Here is a 19,780-nt window from a genome sequence, read left to right as displayed (position 1 = left end):
GTGTTATCTAAATGGTTACAAAAATAGATGGAGCAACTACTTGTAACGAAACAGAAAGACAAGTATTTGAAACAGAATTAGATATGGGTACAGTTCATCCAGCTGCACTTGAACCTTACAGAGTAAGACTATTTGTTGAAGACGAAATAGTTAAAGATGCAGAAATCACTGTAGGTTTAAACCACAGAGGTATCGAAAGAATCATGGAAGGACTACCTGTAGAAAAAGCTAACGCATTAGCTGAAAAAGTATGTGGTATTTGTTCAAACGGACACATATACCAATCATGTCGTGTTGGTGAAGGTGCAATAGGTATCGATATACCAGAAAGAGCTGTATACTTACGTGTTCTTGCAGAAGAACTTGAAAGATTACACAGTCACATGTTATACTTAGGTCACGGATCTGAAGTATTATGTCATGAAACCTTTGCTATGAGAATCTTCTACATCAGGGAATCTGTAATGGATTTATTATACATGATGGGAGGAAACAGAGTACAGTACGGAATTTCTGTACTTGGTGGTGTAAGACCAAGAGCTGACTTAAATCTTAAAGAACAACAAAGAGTACTTGACACAATGGATTACATTGATGAAAAAGTAGCTGCATTTGCTGAAAGATTTATTGCTGATCCTATGGTAATGAGCCGTATCACAGGTACTGGTGAATTATCACAGAAACAAGCACTTGATTTACACGTATCAGGACCTTCTCTAAGAGCAACAGGATATGAACACGATTACAGAACAGAAATGTTTGAATACGAACCATTTGAATTTGATATTATCACTCAAGATGGTGGAGATGTAAGAGCAAACATTCTTATGAGAGCAACTGAGATTTTTGAATCTACAAAAATCATTAGACAAGTTATTAAAAACTTACCTAAAGGACCTATCGTAAATCGTGACTGGGAAATGGTTGACTCTCCAGTATATAAAAGCTACATAGAAGTACCTCGTGGAGTATGTTACCACTCATATGGTCTTGAAGATGGAAAAGTAAGACACAGTATTATCAGAACACCTTCAATGTCAAACATTGCTGCAATGCAAGAAGCATGTATTGGTCACCCAATTCAGGATGCACAACTTGCTATTGTATCATGTGACCCATGTTTCACCTGTACTGATAGAGCTATACAAGTAATTAAATTATAGGAGAGAACAAAACTATGAATATGTTAACATCAATAGGTTATGTTATAGGTGCTTTTATTATTGCAAGTATCGTATGTTTATGGTTACCAGGTATTGAAAAGAAAACAGAAGCAAGAGTACAACAAAGACTTGGACCTCAAGTATCAAGTCCAGGATTTTACACAACTTTAAAATTCTTATTCAAACAGGTACTTAAACCTAATGCAATACTTCCAAAAGTATACAACATGCTTCCACTAATTACATTATTAGTTGTAGCTGTATTATTTATCATAATTGTACCTCAAGTAATGGCTGCATGGGGACCATTTGCTAGTCTTGTAGCAGTTGTAGGATTATTAAAATTAGAAGAAGTATTATATGTGTTCATGAGTTCATTTTCACGTTCATTCTTATCCAAAACAATGCCGTTCCCGGATCAGATTAAAGGTGGAAAACACTTAGGTGCTACACAATCATACTTCGAAGAATTAAGTGCAAACAGAGCTTTAAAACTTATATCATACGGTAGTTTACCGTTTTATATAGCTTTATTCATACCTGCAATAATGTCTGGTAGTATCAACTTACTTGATATTGTAGCAGTACAACAAGCAACAGGTCCATTCTTATTTAGTGTTCCTGGTATTTTAGGTACTATTGTATTCTTCATAGGATTTTTAATTATATTAAATTCAAATCCTTTTGCATTCCTTGAAGGACACTCAGATGTAATTCAAGGTCCACTTCTTGAATACATGGCTAAATACAGAGCATTTTATGTAATGGCTCATGCTTTATTAATATTTGTTGGTGGATGTCTCTACTCAACATTATTCTTAGGTATGCCACCTGTATTCAGTATTACAATGATTGTACCAATTATTTGTGCAATTATATTAACAATGGCTGCAGCTGTAGTAAGTGCACTTTCACCATTATTTACCAATAATGAGTTCTACCCTACAGTTATCGCAACATCAATAATAGCTGTATTAGCAGTAATACTTGCTTTCTTACTTTAAGTAATATATAGGTGATAAAATGAAAATTGTATTAAGAGCACATCATATTATTAGTTTAGCAGGTTATATTGTTGAGCTTAGAACTTCATTTAGAAACTTAATTGTTGTAAATCATGAAGATGAACCAATTAAATTAGAAGTTCCTGTTCTTAATGATGAATGGATCGAAGAACATGAAGCTTTAGGATTAGAAGTTATCCCAGTTAATGATGATGACGATTTCCTTGTAAAATATGAAATAGCTAAACATAAATTAGATCAAGAAAGAAAAGTTTTAAAAGAAGAATAAGTTTCTTTATTCTTTCTTTTATTTTTTTTTAAAATTAGATTTATTTTTACTACTTTTTTTGTGGAGATTATATTTTTTTATTCTTATTTTAATTTACTTATTTTAATATATTTGATTGATATATTGTTTTTTACTTATTTTATTGAAATTTTAATCTTATTTTTTAATATTAATATTATTTTAATAGTTTTTTATAGTTTTAAATGTTTTATTGTGTTTATTTTTTTTATATGTTATATTTTTTGATATATAATAATCTTTATATATTAGGAGTACCTAAATATATTATTATAAAAAGTTAAGTTTACCTAATTTTGTATATTTTTAAGTTAAAAAATTAATTAAAAATCTAAAGGAGAAATTTATTATGACAAAAACAGTGGATAATTTAAAAACTGGAGAAAAAGGAGTTATCAAAAGTTACAAAGCAACAGGAACACTTGCAAAACACCTAAAAGAAATGGGTATTGTATCAGGAACACCAATAGAACTTAAAAGAAAAGCACCACTAGGCTATCCATTAGAAGTCAGAGTTCAAGGTTTCTCACTTGCACTACGTAAAGAAGAAGCTCAATCAATAGAACTCCAATAAATTGAATTTTTTAATTTATTTTTATTTTTATTTTAACTTTTTAAAAAAAATGATTTTCTAAAAAAATTAATTTCTTATTTTTTTAAGTTATTTTTTATTAGTAGTTTTTTTTAGATGTAAAATAATTAACTAATGTTTAGGTATACCTAAATTTTTGAGAGGTATGGTATGGAAAAAATAAAATTCTTACTAGCCGGTAACCCAAACGTAGGAAAGAGTTCTGTATTTAACAACCTTACAGGACTAAAACAACACGTAGGAAACTGGCCAGGAAAAACAGTAGAACAAAAGTCAGGAACATTCGAACTTGACAACTATGAAATAGAAGTAATAGATCTTCCTGGAAACTACAGTCTAACACCATATTCTGTAGAAGAAAAAGTATCAAGAGATGCTATAATCCATGAAGAAAACGACGCAGTAATAAACATTATAGATGCAGAAAACATTCAAAGAAACCTTTACTTAACATTACAGATCATGGAAACTGGAGCAAACACAGTAATTGGTCTTAACATGTTAAACTATGCAGAAGATGCAGGACTAAAAATAAACATTAAAAAACTAGAAAAAACTCTAGGAGTACCTATAGTAGTAATCGATGCAAGAGAAGGTAAAGGACTAAATGAACTTATAAGAACAGCAATTAAAGCTGCAAGAAAACCATCAGATCAAGCAGCATCACTTACATATGGTTTTGAATTAGATGATCATATAAACGAAGTAAAATCATTATTCCCACACCTAAAAGTAGGATCTGCACCAGATTCATGGACAGCAGTAAAACTTCTTGAAGATGATGAAGAAGTAATAGCACTTGCAGAAAAATCAGCAGATAAAGATAATCTTCCTAAACTAAGAAAGATTCAAGAACATGTTGGTGAAATTGTACATCAAAAACTTGATGAAGCTTTCATTGAAGCAAGATACGGTCAAATTAATTCAATAATGAAAGAAGCAGTTTCAAGACCAGCAGGTGAAAAGAAAACATTAACAGATAAAATTGACTCAATTGTAACAAACAGAATTCTTGGAATACCAATATTTTTAATTGTAATGTATCTAGTATTTTATCTAACATACACAATAGGAGGACCATTCCAAGACTTAATTGATGAAGCATTCGGTAGTTTAATTGAATATTTAACACCAATACTTGGTGATGGAGCATTCCAAACATTTATCCTAAATGGAGTAATTGGTGGAGTAGGTTCAGTACTTACATTCATACCTATTATATTCATACTGTTCTTCTTGTTAAGTTTAATAGAAGATGTAGGATATCTAGCAAGAGCAGCATTTGTAATTGACCGTGCAATGAGTAAAATAATGGGCCTATCTGGTAAATCATTCATCCCAATGATCTTAGGATTTGGATGTGATGTAACAGGTATTATGGCAACAAGAACATTATCTAATGAAAGTGACAGAATTTCAACAATGCTTGCATTACCATTCATATCATGTAGTGCAAGAGTACCTATATATGCACTTTTCACAGCAGTATTCTTTGAAAGCTATCAAACAGAAGTAACATTTGGATTATACATACTTGGTATGATTGTAGCAATTATAGTTGCAAGATTATACAAAGGAACAGTATTTTCAGATGATGAAGCACCATTTATCATGGAACTACCTCCATATAGAATTCCAACACTTAAAAGTGCACTACTTCACATGTGGGAAAGAGGATCACTCTTTATTAAAAAAGCAGGTACAGTAATTTTAGGAACCTGTATCCTTATATGGATATTAAGTAACCTACCACTTGGTGTTGAAGAAGCATCAGCTAACAGTATTATTGGAATTATTGGAAGCTTCATAGCACCTATCTTCCAACCACTAGGATTTGGAAACTGGCAAGCAGCTGTAGCATTAGTATTTGGTATGCTTGCAAAAGAAAGTGTAGTATCAACATTTGGTACACTCTTCGGAGTAGGTGAAGAAGGAATAGGAACAATGTTACCTGCCTTATTTACACCACTAACATCGTTATCATTCATGGTATTTACACTCTTATATGTACCATGTTTTGCATGTTTAGGAGCAATAAAAGAAGAAACAAACTCATGGAAATGGGTAGCAGCCTGTATTGTAACATGTTGTGTTGTAGCATATGTAGCAGCATTCATAGTATACCAAGGAGGACTACTACTAGGATTTACCTAAAGTAGTAGTATGAGTATAAAAATTAATTTTTTTTATACTCCTATAAAATTTTCTTCTTATAACAAAAAAAATTATTTTTAAATTAAATTAATGAGGTGAAAAAAATATGATACGTGGAGCAAACACTAAAAAAAATAATAAAGATTAAATTTAATCTTAAAAAATAAAACTTTGGAGGTGAAAAGTATGATACGTGGAGCAAATACCAAAAAATCTAACAAAAAAGAATAAAATAAAAAAAAATAAATTAAATGGAGAGAAAATAATATGGTAGAAGAATTACAATGCAGATTATGTGGATGTAGATTTGATCCTAAAACTGTAAAATCATGTGAATGTGGTTGTCCATTTGGTGGATGTCATGGAGAAAATATACGTTGTCCTAACTGTGGACATGAAGTACCATGTAAAAAAGCAATGAAAAATAATAATAAAAAATCATTTATGCAGAAAATTAAAGAATCACTTAAAGCTTAGGGAGGCTACCTGTAATGGAATGTAAAATTTGTGGAACAGTATATGATGAATCAACTGCAGAAAACCTTGATTGTAACTGTGGTTGTGGTGGAGATTTAGTTCTTTGTCCTAATTGTGGCTATGCAGTTAAAATTCCTGGACCTAAAAAGAAAAAATCATTTGCTGAGAAAATTACAAGTATGTTCCGTATGGGATATTAAAAATCTAATCACCAAAAACTTTTTTTAGAAAAAAATATTTTACCCCTTTTTTATTACAATTTTCAAATAATTTAAATTAAAAATACACTTATTTTAAAGATATATATTTTACATAAATAGTTATTTAATTAAAAGAGTATCTTATTATTTTATAATATGTAGATAAAAATGATAATTTTTAATATATACTAGTTACATGTAAATAAAATCCTTATTTTAATAAAAAATTAGCATTAAGTTATGTTAAAAAAAATTAGTTTTTATAAAAAAAAAGTTATATAATGTCAAAAAAAAAGTTTATTAAAAAAAGATATTAGGCAAAATCTTTTTTTCCTTAAATTTATATAATGGGATTTATTTTTTTTATTATTTTTTAAGTATTTATTTTTCCAGAGGTACTAATATCTGGATTTAGTATATTTTTTTTCTGAATCATTAATTCTAGTTTAGCATTCTTTAATACATATAACAACTAAATTTAAATGGTGAGCGTTTTTGATATAAGATAAGATTACATGTATATAAACTATTTTTTTATTTGATTCTTGATGAGTTCTTTTCTTTTATTCCAAATAGATAAAATAATTAATGTGGATATTTTTTTTTAGAATAATTTTATGTTCTCACAATTAACTTATTTTAATATCATACTATATAAAGGTTACTTTATTTTAATTCAATAAACATTTAATAGTATTTGTAGTATTATTTTAATATAAAATACATAATTTAAAAATTATAAAAATACTACATAAACAACAAAAAACAGAAGGGATCTGCATAAATATGAATATAAAACCTAGATATTTTATTCAAACAAAAGACGACTTATTTTTTGCAATAAATGGATATACACATCCTGATGAGTACATAGTTGCATTTTTAAGATACATACCATCAGAAGATGGAGATAGAAACTACAACGGCATAAAATATACAAAAGTAGGATCAGATGAAGCATACACCTACATCAAAGAAAACCATCCAAACTACCTATTTGACTGGAATGTAGAAAACAAGAAGATGATGGGAGTACCAAGATGTGACATTAAAAAAATACTAAATCCAACAGAAAAACTAAAACAAATACTAGAAGATAAAACAGACAATCCATTCAACAATAAAGTTCAAAAACTTGCAGAAACATTCCACAGCAAAGCTGGCATTAGCTATGATGATATGGGAATAACAGGATCAGCACTACTAGGATTTCAAAATGAAAAATCAGACATAGACTTCATAATCTTTGGACTTGAAAATCATAAAAAAGCACGAAATCTATATGGAAAACTAAAAAATGACCCAGAAAGTATACTTGATCCAATAGATGATAACTTCTGGGAATTTGTATATAACAAACGTATAAAAGATGACACACTTAGTTTTGAGGAATTTAAATTCTATGAAATGCGTAAAAATATACGTGGAGTAATATGTGGAACACTCTTTGACATACTCTCAACAATGAATGATGAAGATATCAAAGAAAATGTAAAACCAGATTGTTACTACAAACAAGTAGGACCAATGAAGATAAGATGTAAAATTAAAGAAAATAAGCAATCATATGATAGTCCATCTATCTATAAGATAAGTGATATTGAATATTTAGATGGTGTAAAGTATGATATTGAAAATGTAGTATCATATACTCATACTTATGCAGGTGAAGTATTAAATAATGAAACAGCAATTGTATCTGGTGTATGTGAAGAAGTAATAGATAAAACAACAAATGAAAAATCATACAACCTAGTTGTAGGAACAACAAGAGAAGCACTAGGTGAATACATAAAACTTGAAAAAATACCAGAAATAAAATAAAAAAAAGAAATAAAAAAAAGAGAGGAAATAAAACTTAATACTATAAAACTTCATCAACACGATCAATATCAAATTTTGCAGTTTTTGCAACAGTCATAACAGCCATTACACCAGCCTGCACTGGATCTGTAACAACTAAATCAGCATGATCACGAACAGAACCAACCATATTAAGACTAATAACCTTAATACCATAATCCTCTTTTAATTTATCAATAGAATCAACAATACTTCCACCCATAATAGAACCTGCTAAAACAAGAACACCAACACGAGGAAGTGAACTAACAGCCTCAATAACCTGACTTAACTTCTCCTCACCAACAAGAGGTAATGTATCAATACTAATTCTTTCACCTCTAAGATTATGACGATCAGCTTCTGTAATAGCACCAAGAGCTACCTGTGAAACCTGAGCTCCACCACCAATAATAATAATTCTTTTACCCCAAATTTCACTCATTGAAGAATCAGTTTTTGCTGCAACAATCTCAGGCAACTTAAGAAGATCCTCAACTAAAGAATCAACATTATCAACATCATCAAACTCAATATAAGTAGATGCATAATCATTAGACTCCATATACAAATGAGTATAAGTAATATTAATACCCTTATTTGCAATAAAATCTGTAATTTCTCTTAAAACCCCAGGTTTATCAATAGTTTTTAATGTTATAGCTTTAGTCATACATATCCCCTAATAATTTATAAACTTAATACTAACTTTATATTAAATCTTATAAAAAAATTATCATATTAAAACAAAAATCTAATAAAAAAGAATAAAAAAAAGAGAAAAAAGATTACTTAATTAAAGTAATCAGAATAACTATTTCCATGTTTATCTGTATATTTTATATATCCTGTTTTTGGATTATATGATTCGTGCCATCCACCTTTACCTTGAGTATGTTGTACACCATTACTATCAGTATATTCACGAATATAATCTTCAGCTTGTGGAGAATAATAATATCCATCATCTCCACCAGAGGATGATTTACCACTACTAGATTTTTTTGATGCTTTTGATGATGATTTTACAGCAGCCTGTGCTTGTTGTTTTTGCTGAGAATTTAGTGTTGAATTATCTGTATCATTTGAATTTAGAATATCATCAATTTTAAGTGGTGTAACATCAAGTGTTGTAAGTACATGTTGCATAATATTTTCATCAGCTGCAGTAATTAGTACATGCCTGTTTTCATAGTTTTTATAGAAGCTACATAGCCCTGATGAGGTTTTATTGTATGTTAGATTTCCTTTTGTTACTGCTGTTGCATTTTGTTGTGCTGTATTTTTAAGTTCATTAAATTGTGGATCATCCTCCACTAAGTCATATACTACAATTTTAAAGTTATTTTCTTTATCATCATATATCTGGTGATTGTCAACTTTCTGTGTTGTAATATTTGCCTTTGGAACTTCACATTTAACTCCATCCATTGTAACATTAGTATATGTTTGGGCTGTGGCAAATGAATAGACACCAGCAATAGCAAGTGCTATGATGATAACAGCAACAATTATTAATGGTGGTTTTATTTTATCTCGCATAATATAATCTCCCTTTCTTTGTTACATCTCATCATAGTATACATTTCCATCTTTATCTTTTGTTGTCATGTACCCTGTGTTTGGATCGTATGATTGATCCCATCCACTTTTTCCTTTTACATGATCAAGACCATCTTTTCCTGTATAATGTTTAATGTATTCATCATGTTGTGGTGAGTAGAAGTATCCATCATCTCCTGATGTGTATTGTTTTGCTCCACCTTTTGCTTTTGCTGACTTTACTGCTGCTTGTGCTTGTTGTTTTAGTTGATCATTTGTTGAGTTTGTATCGTTTGAATTTAGTATGTCATCAATTTTTAGTGGTGTTACACTTAGTGTTTCAAGTACATGTTTCATTACATCTTCATTTGTTGTTGTAATTAGCACATACCTGTTTTCATAGTTTTTATAGAAGCTACATAGTCCTGATGAGGTTTTATTATATGTTAGATTTCCTTTTGTTACTGCTGTTGCATTGTTGTGCTGTATTTTTAAGTTCATTAAATTGTGGATCTTCCTCAAGTAGGTCATATACTACTATTTTGAAGTTGTTTTGCTTATCATCATAGATTTGGTAGTTATCTACTTTTTGTGTTGTTATGTTTGCCTTTGGTACTTCACATTTAACTCCATCCATTGTTACATTTGAGTATGTCTGGGCTGTGGCAAATGAATATATTCCAACTATTGCAATTATAGCAATTATAACTACTGCAATTAGTAGTGGTGATTTCATTTTATCTCGCATTGCTTTTTACTCCCTCATAATTTATTAATTTTTAAAAGTCTAATTTAATCATTAGAATTATTAAATAAAGTTATCTTATCTATTTATATTAAATTTAATGCTATTAAAAGTACTATATTTATTTTAATTTGTGGTGGGTGTGGAAAGATTTATTCTATAGTTTCATTTTAATATATTATAGTTAAATGTTGGAATATTTTTAAACTAGTTTTTTAAAGTTAAAATTATATAAATAATATTATAATAGAGGAAATGATAAAATGCAATTTTTAAAATGGGAAGATGGTAATGAATATGATGGTAGTCAAATTAATCCATCATGGGCATTTCAGGAATTTAATGTGAAAGATTCAACTATTGTTTCATGGGTAGGTCCTATGAATATTCTTGGTGATAACCTTATTGACTATGAAGATGTAGGTCTTGATATTACAGGAAATAAGATGCTTCATTTTATTGTTGAGCATTTTGATGAACAGCCTGGTAATTTAAAGCTTGCATATCACAGACAACGCATGCTTGTTATGATTATGCGTGATAAACTTCTTGATTATGGTATTAAAACTACACAAGATGGTGATGATATATTTATTGATAATGGTAAGTTATCTGTATCTATTGCAACAGCATCAATTAGTGCTATGAAAATCCACTTTGCTGTTAATATTACAAAGAAAGGAACACCAGCTGATGTTAATGTTGCATCTCTTGAAGATAATGGTATTTCAATGGATGATGTTTATGAACTTCAAGATAAGGTTGCAAATACATACATTGAAACTATTGAAACTATAATGAAAGATATTACTAAAACAAAAGTATTCTAAAAATAAATTAAATAATGAAGATTAGATAATGAAGATTAAATTTATAGGGGAAATTATATTATGAAAATGAAAGTAAATCTCGATGGAATTCATACAAATTTAAGATTTTCAGCAGCACACATGGTAATAGGACATGAATCTTGTGGAAAAATTCATGGTCACAGCTATATTGTAGATGTTGAAGTTGAAGGTGAAAGATCAGGACAATTTGGATTTGTAATTGACTTTAAAGAACTTAAATCTATAACACGTAGTGTATGTAAAAGTCTTGATCACAGAGTACTAATACCTGTTGAAAGTCCAGATCTTGAAGTTACATATGAAGATGATAAAACTGTTGAATTTACAGTTCTTGGTGAACTTGAATATAAACTTCCAAAATGTGATGTTGTACTTCTTCCAATCGATGCTACAACTGCTGAATCACTCAGTGTATATATAACAGATGAAATTGTTAAAAAATTAGAAAATACAGACACTCTTGAATATATTGAAGTACAAGTAAATGAAGGAATTGGACAGGGTGCATCATATCATAAAGAATTCTAGATAAAAAAAAATATGGGGAGGTGTTGTGTTATTTCAAGAATAATCGAAGTATTTTCAAGTATTCAAGGTGAAGGAGAACTTATTGGAAAAAGACAGATTTTCATTAGATTTGCAGGATGTAATATTAACTGTAAATACTGTGATACACAAGAAAGTCTTAGTGATGTTGTAGGTGATGAATATTCATATGATATGTTAAATGATAAAATAGAGTCACTTATGAGTACTGATTTTCATTCACTTGAAATAACAGGTGGTGAACCTCTACTTAGCTATGAATATATTGGTGAGTTTCTAAGAAAATATCCATATAAGGCAATGCTTGAAACTAATGCTACATTACCTGAAAATATGCGTAAAATATCTGATGTTATAGATCTTGTATCTATGGATATTAAGCTTCCAGAACACTTTAGTTGTGAGGATGAATGGAAGTCTGTATATGCAAATGAATTAAAAACTATTGATGTTCTTGAAGAGGAAAATGTTAATTATTACATAAAAATTGTAGTATCACCAACCACACCCCTTGATATTATTAGAAAAGTTCGTGATGATATAAAAATGCATGTAAAGTGTGATGTTAATATCATTATCCAACCTGTAAGTCCTATGAGTTTATGGACATCTAAAGATAATTTATTTAGAATTTCAGAGCTTATGGGTGTTGAATTTAATGTCTCAATTATTCCTCAAATTCATAAGTATTTAGATGTTGAATAAAACATTGAAAAAATAGATTTATCTTCCCCTTAACTTTTTTTAAATTAATTATATTAGAAATAGAGTATTATCTTGCTAGTTTTATATAAAATAAGAATTAATTAAGGTTAATATTATTTAAAGTTATTATAAAAATAAGTTTCAACATTACTATATTTATACTTTATTCTATTATAGTTTTTCTTTTTTTAGACCATAAAATCCATGAAAATTCACATAAAATTATAACACAAATTATGAAATAATTTATTTGTAATTTTTTAGCATAAAATAATAACCATTATATTAATAAGGAAAATTATACTATTCATTAGGTTGGGATTATTATTTTCAAAAACTTAAACCTCATCAATTAATTGAAATTAATAAAGAAAACTTAAAAAAATAATGAACTAAAAAAGAAAATTAAATCAACTTTAGTTCACTAACCCGGAGTTGATTAACATGGATTTAAATTTACGAGAAAATATTGGAATCAAAGATGCAATAACATACAATGTTATTAAGGCAACAAGTGATGTTGCAATCTCAGAAATCGCAGAGATGATGACACAAAACAATATAAGTTCCGTGGTTATAGAAGATGAAAAAGTAAAGGGAATAGTTACAACTAATAATATTATTTCAAAAGTTGTATCAAAAAATATATCACCAAAAGATATAACAGCAGATATGGTGATGGAAGATTATGTATCAATAAGTCCTAATACTTCACTTGCTGAAGCTTCAACAACCATGATCAAAAACAAGTGTAAAGTTGTACTTGTAATTGAAGATGAACAATTAAAAGGACTGCTAACATTAACTGATATTGTTAGAGTATCACCAGAACTCATAGAACTATTCATGGAAGGTCAAGATATTGATGATAAATACTATGAACATAGAAACTATGACGATGATGAAGCAATAGATGAAGGAGTATGTGAAAACTGTGGAGCATACGACACTCTAAGAAAATATGACGGACAATACGTCTGTAGTGAATGTATTGATGAGGAACTTGATGAATAAGAAGATAATAATGGACACAGATTTATTAAACAAACAAAATGTAGGTGATAGATATGAAAAATAAAATAATTGAAAAATTCAGAGATGATGCAAATGAACTAAATCAAAGTAACATAGTAGACATAGCAATCAAGGATGTTATTGTAGCACCAGCTAGTACATCAATTATTAACATAGCAAATATGATGACAAAAAACAATGTTCGTCGAATACCAATAACAGATCCTGGATCTGGTAAAATACTTGGTATTATTACAACAATGGATATTCTTAACTTCTTTGGTGGAGGAGAAAAATATAAAGTTATCACAGATAAATATGAGGGAAACTTCCTCTCTGCAATAAATGCACCAATACGTGAAATTATGACAAAAGGTGTTAAAACACTTAATATTAAAGATACAATTGTTGATGCAACAACTGTGATGCTTGAATCTAAAATTGGTGGACTTCCAATAGTTGATGATGATGACAAACTTGTTGGAATGCTTACAGAAGGAGATGTTGTTGGAAAACTTAAAAATATCATAGCAGGCAGTGATGTTGAAGATGTAATGACATCTGATGTTATGACAACAACACCAGGTACAAGAATTGAAGGTGTAACTAAGATTATGGTAAGAAATTCTATTCGTAGAATTCCAATTGTTGGTGAAGATCCAAAAGATAATACAGAAAAACTACTAGGATTTATCACAGCAACAGATATTCTTAAATACATTGGAGATCACAAATTATTCACAGAATTATTCTCTAATGAAGGAAATGATGTTGTTGACATTACCATTGACAAATTAATGGAAAAAGATGTAATTACAACAGATAAATATGCAAAAACAGAAGATATTATTGAAATAATGGAAGAAAATGATATTAAAGGTGTTCCAGTAGTAGATAATGAAACTGGAAAACTTGAAGGTATTATCACAGTACGTGACTTACTTAAAACAATAATAGAATAGACTTAGAAGTTGAATGTATTTATAATTAACTAAAAGGAGGATAAAAACAATGTGTACAGGATTAACTTTAAAAACTAAGGATGAATACACACTTTTTGGACGTAATATGGATCTTGCATACCAGTTCAATCAGAGTGTTATAATTACACCACGTAATTTCAAATATATTGATGAATTTGATGGCAAAGAAAAACAACCAAAATATGCATCTATGGGAATGGCATCAATAATTGATAACTTCCCATGCTATGCTGATGGATTTAATGAAAAAGGAGTTGCATGTGCAGGTCTTAACTTCCCACAGATGGCATACTTTGAAAGTGATATAGATGATGATAAAGTTAATGTTTCAGCACATGGATTTATCTTCTGGGTTCTTTCAAACTTTGCCAGTGTTGATGAGGTTAAAAAGGCAACAGAGAATCTTGCAATTATAAATCATCCACTAAATGAAAATACACCAGAAGCTACACTACACTGGATGGTAACAGACACAACTGGTAAATCAATTGTCATTGAAAATACAAAAGATGGACTGAAAGTATTTGACAATCCACTTGGAGTTTTAACTAACTCCCCATCTTTTGACTGGCATTTAATGAATCTTAATGATTATCTTTCAATAAAGCCAACACAACCTGAAAATACCAACTGGTTAGAGTGTGAACTTAAACCAATGGGTGTGGGTATGGGAACAAAAGGACTTCCTGGTGGATATTCTGGTGTTGACAGATTCATAAGAATTGCATATTTAAAATCACAGATAGATGATCCTGAAAATCTTAATATTGCCATAAGTCAATTTAATCGTATGCTTCAAGCTGTTGCAATGCCTGTTGGTGCTGTAATATCTGAGGGATCTGATGATATAACAATATATACCTCATGTATGATACTTCAAAAACATGAATATATCTACACAACATACAATAACCTTACACCACATGTTATATCAATGGACAATGAAGATCTTGATGGATGTGAAATTAAGAAATTTGAATACATTGATGAACTTAAAATGGAATATCAAAATTAATTCAATAATTAATTCAATATTAATTAAACAATTATGTAACTTGTATATGAAAACTTGAAAAAATACACAAAGATGTATTAATTATTAATAATTTTCTTATAGAAAAGTCATAAAAATATAAATAATTCTATATTTAGATATAAGATTAATTATTAATGAAAAATCATGACCAAAAAAGTAATTGGTTGTGATCTTTAATAAAATTTAAACAAACATAAAGGAGCTGATTGTATATGACAATCGAAAAAATAATGGCTAAAGATATCGTAACTGTAAATAAAGATCAAACAGTAATAGATGCATTAAAACTCATGCAAAAACATAAAATTTCCAGACTTCCAGCAATTTCACCAAAAACAAAAGAGTTAGTGGGAATAATAACAGAAGCAGATATGGCAATAAAAATTGCATCTGCAAAATATGAAGAAGTACCACTTACACACATGAGAATTTCCACAATAATGACATCAGATGTAATAACAGCAGCTCCATCTGATTCAAAATTACAAGTTCTTAAAAAGATGGTTGACAATCACATTGGTGGAATACCTATTGTTGATGATGGACAAATTGTTGGTATGATCACAAAAACAGACTTCCTTAAAGACTTAACTGATGATGTATACACAGAAACATCCATCAAAGACATACTTACAAAAAGAGTTGTTACAATAGGACCTGATGAAAGATTTGTACATGCAAGAAGATTAATGAAAGATAATGAAATTTCAAGATTAGTAGTTGTTGATTCAGGAACAATTGCAGGAATTGTAACAGATAAGGATCTTACAAAAACAATAATTGACTTCAAAAAACGTGTACCTGAAAAATACCAGGCAACACAGATTAGAAACTTATTTGTACAAGAATTAATGTCACAAACCATAACTACAACAACAAAAGATGCATCAATTGCAGATGTTGCAAATACTATGGTAAGTGAAGAATTCAGTGGAATTCCTGTATCTGATGATAAAAACAAAGTACAAGGTATTATTACAAAATCAGATATCTTAAACTTTGTATATGATCACAGTAGAAAAAGAGGAAACTACTAGATACAATTTGAATTTAAATATTTTAGGTATCTAGAATATATTCTTCCCCTCCAACCATTTTTTTTCTAGTTTTAAAAATTTATTTAAATTAATACTTTTTTTTAGTAATAGAATTTATTCAAAATAAATAAAAGAATTAATTAATTGAATTGTATATATTATATAATTAATGAATAAAAATAAACAAGTTGGATACTTAGGTCCTGAAGGTACATTTTCACATGAAGCAGCAATGATTGTTGTTAACAATAACACAGATGCCATAAAAGCATATCCTAGCATACTTAGTGTATTTGAAGACTTAAATGCTGGAAATATCTCAACTGCTGTAGTTCCTATTGAAAATTCTACAGAAGGCTCTGTTTCAATAACTCTTGATTGTTTAACTCATTTTAATATGAAAATTATTAAGGAACTTGTTCTTCCAATACGACATAATCTACTTGTCCAGAAAGGAAGAACACTAGATGATATTAAAATGATATGTTCACATCAACAGCCAATTGCACAGTGTCGTAGATATATTAATAGTACAGGTAAGCCTACAGAAAGTATGGCAAGTACTGCTACAGCTGCAAGATATGTAACTGAAATATCAACAGCTGCTGTTATTGGAAACAAATCACTTGCTGAGAAATATAATCTTGAAATACTAGATTCTGATATTCAAGATTATTCAAACAATGTAACACGATTTGTAATTTTATCAAAAGATGATAATGATACAACTAAAGGTGAAAACAATAAAACATCAATAATTATCTCTTTATGTGATGATAAGCCTGGAGGATTATATGAAATCCTATATGAATTTAAAAAGGAAAATATAAACCTTACAAGGATTGAATCTAGACCTTCAAAGGAAGGAATGGGTAAATACTTGTTTTTTATTGACATGGAAGGACATAGGCTAGATTCCCATGTTTCTAGAGTTCTTAAAAAAGTTGAAAAGAAAGTTAAAATTTTTAAGATTTTAGGTTCCTATGAAACTACAACTGCTATGGGGGAATTAAAATAAATAAGGGTGACTCTCAACATAACATAGAGAGAAAATTAAAAAATTTAGAAAAGCAGAAAGAACAAGGCTATATTACTCAAGAAGAATATGACACTCTAAGAATCAGATATGAAAGAAAACTTGGAAATAAGGAAGCTGTTAGTGAACTTCAAGAAGCTAAAGGCTTTAGTAGATCTGCAATTAAAGAAAAAACTGCTAAGAAGAAAGAATTATATGATGACTTTGTAGATGAATATACAAAGGTTGAATCTAAAGATGTGGCAAACTATGATGTTGTCAGTAAAAGAACTGGAAGAAAGCTTATAATACTCTTTGTAATACTTGCATTTGCAATTGGTATTGTAGCAGGAGTATCAACACTTCATAGTGTTGAAAATAAAACTCAGATAAATATTACAGTTGGAGATTCAGCATTTGGTCCTAATGCAACAGCTGAAGCTGCAAATATGTCAGCACAAACTAATGTTACAAACAATACAACACAGGCAACTGTGACAAAAACTACAACTAAGAAGTCATCAACATCTACACAGACAACTACAAAAAAAGCAAGTAGTAGTTCATCTAAGAAATCATCTAGTAGTGGTAGTTCATCATCTAGAGGATCATCAGGAGGATCATCTGGAGGATCATCAAATGGTGGATCATCAAATGGTGGATCAAGTGATTAAATAGTCAGATTATATTAAAGCTAATGGAAGTAATAAAATGAGAAAATCTAAAGTAATAATGACAGTAGGTGGAATTATTGTTCTTATAATATTTGCACTTATTGCATCTAGTGTTATTGATGATTTATCTGTTCCTGGTCAGAAGTATGAAAAAAATGGAATTAAATTTAATTATCCTGACACATGGACTGAGGCAAAATCAGTAGCAGAGGGAAGTATTGGTGCTGTTGCATGTACAAGTGAGCCTGCAACATCAGTTGTTATACAACAGGTTCCATCATCATTTGGTGCTGATATCTATAATGCATCTGAATTTAACAAGAAATACCTAGTTCAGAGTGGTAATTATATTGAACTTGACTATAAAAACAGTAGTATTAACAATCAATCTGTTTTAATGCAAAGATACATTACAAATGAGGGTGATGGATCACAAAAAGAACATGTTGCTACATGGATTAAGATGAAAGACAACAAGATCTATGTATTACTCTTTTCAACACCTGTTGAAAAATATGAACATCAAAGAGTTAACTATGACTTAATTGCTGGTACATTTAAATTACAGCAAGACAATGATGACAATATCATAAATCAGATTTCATCATCAGTTCAAAATGCAATAAATAAATACATCAATAACTAAATGAAAAATAACAGATAATAAATAGAAAAGAAACTTAAATATGAGGTAGTAGATTAAAATGAAAATTATTCTTTGTATCACAGGAAGTATTGCTGCAACAGAAGATTTAAAACTTATACATGAACTTCAAAGACACAACTTTGATGTTGAATGTTTTATGACTGATGCTGCATGTGATATTATAACACCACTATCAATGGAATTTGCATCAAAACATCCTGTTACAACAAAACTTACAGGATATGTTGAACATGTAATTAATGCAAAGGCAGATCTTATTGTTGTAGCACCAGCAACAGCAAATACAGTTTCTAAATTTGCAAATAAAATTGCAGATAATGCAGTTACAACACTTCTTCTTACAGCAAATGGATATAGAACACCTATTCTCTTTGTTCCATCAATGCATATTTCAATGTATCATGCAATTGAGGATAAAATTAATGAAATTAAGGATAAATATAGTGAAGTTACATTCCTTGAACCTGTAAATAGTGAAAATAAGGCTAAGTTCCCTGATAAACGTGATATTGTACTTGAAGTTGAAAGAAGAGTATCACAACAGAAACTTGAAGGACTTAATGTTGTAGTTGCAACTGGTGCAACATTTGAAGCTATTGATGATATGCGTGGTATTACAAATAGAAGCTCTGGTAAGATGGGTATTGAACTTGCAAAAGAAGCATACAGACAAGGTGCAAATGTAACAGTTGTATGTGGACGTATTGATACGTATGTTCCTAGTGTATTTGAAAGAATTGATGTTGAATCTACAGATGAAATGATGGAAGTAATTAAAAGTACAATCTATGAAGCTGACATCTACATCTCAGCTGCTGCAATATCAGACTTTAAAATAGATAAGAAAGATGGAAAACTATCATCTGATAATGATATTTCAGTTAAATTTACAAAACTACCTAAAGTTCTTAAGGAAATAAAAGAAATTAATCCTAACATCTATGTTGTAGGATTTAAAGCAGAAGCTGCAAAAACACAGGAAGAGTTAATTGCAAAAGCAAAAGATAGAATGGAAAAATACAACACTGATCTTATGATTGCAAATGACATCCTAACTGAAGGTGCAGGTCCTGGCAGTGATGATAATGAAGTTTACATTATTGATGAGAATGATGTTGTATCAAAAGTTGAATTAAGTTCTAAACGTCATGTTTCTGAGGAAATTATTGACAAGATCTATGATTCAATATAAAAAAAAAATATTTTCCACACCCAACCTTCTTTTT

Annotated in this window: 23 protein-coding genes; 19 read left to right on the top strand and 4 right to left on the bottom strand. The window is 29.5% G+C overall.

The genetic code is table 11. The features are described 5' to 3' along the window. The first annotated feature begins 11 nt into the window (after positions 1 to 11). The 8 genes from MRZ80_RS02015 (at position 12) to MRZ80_RS01980 (ending at position 7,721) form a co-directional block, all read left to right on the top strand. On the top strand, positions 12 to 1,163 hold the full coding sequence (locus tag MRZ80_RS02015; RefSeq protein WP_292535697.1) for a nickel-dependent hydrogenase large subunit: 1,152 nt from the start codon (positions 12 to 14) through the stop codon (positions 1,161 to 1,163). A gap of 14 nt (positions 1,164 to 1,177) precedes the next feature. Continuing rightward, complete coding sequence (locus MRZ80_RS02010; RefSeq protein WP_292535695.1) at positions 1,178 to 2,167, top strand: NADH-quinone oxidoreductase subunit H; 990 nt, start codon at positions 1,178 to 1,180, stop codon at positions 2,165 to 2,167. Between the two features lie 19 nt (positions 2,168 to 2,186). Continuing rightward, positions 2,187 to 2,456, top strand: coding sequence for an energy-converting hydrogenase B subunit EhbP (gene ehbP, locus MRZ80_RS02005; RefSeq protein WP_292535693.1), 270 nt, complete (start codon positions 2,187 to 2,189; stop codon positions 2,454 to 2,456). Between the two features lie 367 nt (positions 2,457 to 2,823). Further along, positions 2,824 to 3,048 carry a ferrous iron transport protein A gene (locus MRZ80_RS02000; protein WP_292535691.1) on the top strand — a complete coding sequence of 75 codons (225 nt, stop codon included), beginning with the start codon at positions 2,824 to 2,826 and terminating at the stop codon, positions 3,046 to 3,048. Between the two features lie 168 nt (positions 3,049 to 3,216). Beyond that, positions 3,217 to 5,220 carry a ferrous iron transport protein B gene (feoB, locus tag MRZ80_RS01995; protein ID WP_292535689.1) on the top strand — a complete coding sequence of 668 codons (2,004 nt, stop codon included), beginning with the start codon at positions 3,217 to 3,219 and terminating at the stop codon, positions 5,218 to 5,220. 267 nt (positions 5,221 to 5,487) lie between these two features. Next, positions 5,488 to 5,697 carry a hypothetical protein gene (locus MRZ80_RS01990; RefSeq protein WP_292535687.1) on the top strand — a complete coding sequence of 70 codons (210 nt, stop codon included), beginning with the start codon at positions 5,488 to 5,490 and terminating at the stop codon, positions 5,695 to 5,697. Between the two features lie 14 nt (positions 5,698 to 5,711). Continuing rightward, a complete protein-coding gene (locus MRZ80_RS01985) occupies positions 5,712 to 5,897 on the top strand; it encodes a hypothetical protein (protein ID WP_292535685.1) in 186 nt (61 codons plus the stop codon). A gap of 786 nt (positions 5,898 to 6,683) precedes the next feature. After that, on the top strand, positions 6,684 to 7,721 hold the full coding sequence (locus tag MRZ80_RS01980) for a nucleotidyltransferase domain-containing protein (RefSeq protein ID WP_292535683.1): 1,038 nt from the start codon (positions 6,684 to 6,686) through the stop codon (positions 7,719 to 7,721). Between the two features lie 40 nt (positions 7,722 to 7,761). Here the strand turns inward: MRZ80_RS01980 and MRZ80_RS01975 are convergent, their stop codons facing one another. The 4 genes from MRZ80_RS01975 to MRZ80_RS01960 all read right to left on the bottom strand — a co-directional run bounded on the left by MRZ80_RS01975 (position 7,762) and on the right by MRZ80_RS01960 (position 10,029). After that, positions 7,762 to 8,412 carry a DUF5612 domain-containing protein gene (locus MRZ80_RS01975; protein ID WP_292535681.1) on the bottom strand — a complete coding sequence of 217 codons (651 nt, stop codon included), beginning with the start codon at positions 8,410 to 8,412 and terminating at the stop codon, positions 7,762 to 7,764. Positions 8,413 to 8,531: 119 nt separating this feature from the next. Continuing rightward, positions 8,532 to 9,281, bottom strand: coding sequence for a hypothetical protein (locus MRZ80_RS01970; protein ID WP_292535679.1), 750 nt, complete (start codon positions 9,279 to 9,281; stop codon positions 8,532 to 8,534). Positions 9,282 to 9,302: 21 nt separating this feature from the next. Next, positions 9,303 to 9,782: a hypothetical protein gene (locus MRZ80_RS01965; protein ID WP_292535677.1), complete on the bottom strand. Its 480-nt coding sequence runs from the start codon at positions 9,780 to 9,782 to the stop codon at positions 9,303 to 9,305. Beyond that, positions 9,721 to 10,029, bottom strand: coding sequence for a hypothetical protein (locus MRZ80_RS01960; RefSeq protein WP_292535675.1), 309 nt, complete (start codon positions 10,027 to 10,029; stop codon positions 9,721 to 9,723). Before MRZ80_RS01960 ends, MRZ80_RS01965 begins: the two co-directional genes overlap by 62 nt. 260 nt (positions 10,030 to 10,289) lie before the next feature. On the opposite strand from MRZ80_RS01960, the gene MRZ80_RS01955 reads away from it, so the two are divergent. The 11 genes from MRZ80_RS01955 (at position 10,290) to coaBC (ending at position 19,746) form a co-directional block, all read left to right on the top strand. Then, on the top strand, positions 10,290 to 10,856 hold the full coding sequence (locus tag MRZ80_RS01955) for a DUF366 family protein (protein ID WP_292535674.1): 567 nt from the start codon (positions 10,290 to 10,292) through the stop codon (positions 10,854 to 10,856). Between the two features lie 66 nt (positions 10,857 to 10,922). After that, positions 10,923 to 11,405: a 6-pyruvoyl tetrahydropterin synthase family protein gene (locus tag MRZ80_RS01950; protein ID WP_292535837.1), complete on the top strand. Its 483-nt coding sequence runs from the start codon at positions 10,923 to 10,925 to the stop codon at positions 11,403 to 11,405. 12 nt (positions 11,406 to 11,417) lie between these two features. Next, on the top strand, positions 11,418 to 12,128 hold the full coding sequence (locus tag MRZ80_RS01945; protein WP_292535672.1) for a 7-carboxy-7-deazaguanine synthase QueE: 711 nt from the start codon (positions 11,418 to 11,420) through the stop codon (positions 12,126 to 12,128). Between the two features lie 444 nt (positions 12,129 to 12,572). After that, positions 12,573 to 13,142: a CBS domain-containing protein gene (locus tag MRZ80_RS01940; protein WP_292535670.1), complete on the top strand. Its 570-nt coding sequence runs from the start codon at positions 12,573 to 12,575 to the stop codon at positions 13,140 to 13,142. A gap of 53 nt (positions 13,143 to 13,195) precedes the next feature. After that, complete coding sequence (locus tag MRZ80_RS01935; protein WP_292535668.1) at positions 13,196 to 14,104, top strand: CBS domain-containing protein; 909 nt, start codon at positions 13,196 to 13,198, stop codon at positions 14,102 to 14,104. A 49-nt stretch (positions 14,105 to 14,153) separates the two neighbouring features. Further along, the gene (bsh, locus tag MRZ80_RS01930; RefSeq protein ID WP_292535667.1) at positions 14,154 to 15,140 is read left to right on the top strand and encodes a choloylglycine hydrolase; all 987 of its coding nucleotides are present in this window, start codon (positions 14,154 to 14,156) and stop codon (positions 15,138 to 15,140) included. 233 nt (positions 15,141 to 15,373) lie between these two features. Further along, on the top strand, positions 15,374 to 16,198 hold the full coding sequence (locus MRZ80_RS01925; protein ID WP_292535665.1) for a CBS domain-containing protein: 825 nt from the start codon (positions 15,374 to 15,376) through the stop codon (positions 16,196 to 16,198). A 169-nt stretch (positions 16,199 to 16,367) separates the two neighbouring features. Next, the gene (gene pheA, locus MRZ80_RS01920) at positions 16,368 to 17,216 is read left to right on the top strand and encodes a prephenate dehydratase (protein WP_292535664.1); all 849 of its coding nucleotides are present in this window, start codon (positions 16,368 to 16,370) and stop codon (positions 17,214 to 17,216) included. A gap of 257 nt (positions 17,217 to 17,473) precedes the next feature. Continuing rightward, positions 17,474 to 17,887, top strand: coding sequence for a hypothetical protein (locus MRZ80_RS01915; RefSeq protein WP_292535662.1), 414 nt, complete (start codon positions 17,474 to 17,476; stop codon positions 17,885 to 17,887). 37 nt (positions 17,888 to 17,924) lie between these two features. Continuing rightward, on the top strand, positions 17,925 to 18,533 hold the full coding sequence (locus MRZ80_RS01910; protein WP_292535660.1) for a hypothetical protein: 609 nt from the start codon (positions 17,925 to 17,927) through the stop codon (positions 18,531 to 18,533). Positions 18,534 to 18,591: 58 nt separating this feature from the next. Then, positions 18,592 to 19,746: a bifunctional phosphopantothenoylcysteine decarboxylase/phosphopantothenate--cysteine ligase CoaBC gene (gene coaBC / locus MRZ80_RS01905; protein ID WP_292535658.1), complete on the top strand. Its 1,155-nt coding sequence runs from the start codon at positions 18,592 to 18,594 to the stop codon at positions 19,744 to 19,746. The last annotated feature ends 34 nt before the right edge of the window (positions 19,747 to 19,780 follow it).

Origin of the sequence: Methanosphaera sp. (genome assembly GCF_022768985.1) — an archaeon.
Classification (GTDB): Archaea; Methanobacteriota; Methanobacteria; order Methanobacteriales; family Methanobacteriaceae; genus Methanosphaera.
The sequence above is the reverse complement of the archived record's forward strand: the minus strand, read 5'-3'. Positions and strand labels throughout refer to the sequence as shown.